Annotated in this window: 1 protein-coding gene; it reads right to left on the bottom strand. The window is 31.2% G+C overall.

Annotation, left to right across the window (positions count from 1 at the left end; translation table 11 throughout):
- Nucleotides 1-137 precede the first annotated feature (137 nt).
- The gene (locus tag ESY88_RS20705; RefSeq protein WP_147088603.1) at nt 138-950 is read right to left on the bottom strand and encodes an alpha/beta fold hydrolase; all 813 of its coding nucleotides are present in this window, start codon (nt 948-950) and stop codon (nt 138-140) included.
- Between the last annotated feature and the right edge of the window lie 33 nt (nt 951-983).

Below are 983 nucleotides of genomic sequence, written 5' to 3' on the forward strand. Positions count from 1 at the left end.
CAACGGTTAGTATATGAAAAGTAGGCGATTTCGAAGCACGAAACTTTCATTTAAGCACAAAGTTTGATACGATTCAAAAGCCTTGAATTTAGAACTAACTCGCCTATTTTTCATATACATTGTTAGCAACTGGCTTTTTATTTTAAGTAATCAATAACCTTATTAATGACCTTTTCTGTTCTTAATATCCGAAAATGTCCTGTTCCTTCAATTTCCATAAATTCGGATTCAGTCCAATTCTGATGAACATTTTTTGAACGAGAAATAGGAATGACCTTGTCGTCAATATCGTGAATTATTAATGACTTTTTTACATTTATAGATTTAACAAATTCACTCACATTCAGATTTCTAACATCATTATTTGTTTCATTTTCCAATCTGCTTATCAGTCGGTTTTTTACTTTTTCATTAATTCCGACCATTTCTGAAACGTCATCTATTCTCTCAATGAATTTATCAGGTGTTGTAATCAAGACGTATTTTTCAATTTCTATGTCTTGATTTTCAAATAAAGCGTAAGTAGTAGCTACACCACCAAAAGAATGACTAACTAAAAGTTTAACGTCAAACTTTTTTATTAAAATTCCAACTAATTCTGTGAATTCAAATAAGCTTGTTCGTCCTTTACTACTAAATCCGTGTGATGGTGCATCGAATGAGTGAACTGTAAATCCGTCTGCTAAAAGTTTTTCAATTAAATCCGAAAAATTTCCTGCTTGACCTTCCCAACCGTGAATAAGAAGAACTTTCTTATCGCCACCTTTCCAAGTATAAAGTTGAATATCAAAATCCTTGAATTTATACTTTTCTTTTTCCGCTTTTTCTAATGTTCCTAATTCGTTTTCTCGAAGTTTTCGAACTTGTGGATTCGTTAATTGGTCGTACGCAAAAGATGTTATTTGATTCGGAAATAAATTTGAAGCAATTCGGACTAAAAGTTTTTTCATATTCTCAATGTTTTTTTTAGCTTGTTGCTAACG

The sequence above is a fragment of the Subsaximicrobium wynnwilliamsii genome (genome assembly GCF_007997225.1).
Taxonomy (GTDB): Bacteria; Bacteroidota; Bacteroidia; order Flavobacteriales; family Flavobacteriaceae; genus Psychroserpens; species Psychroserpens wynnwilliamsii.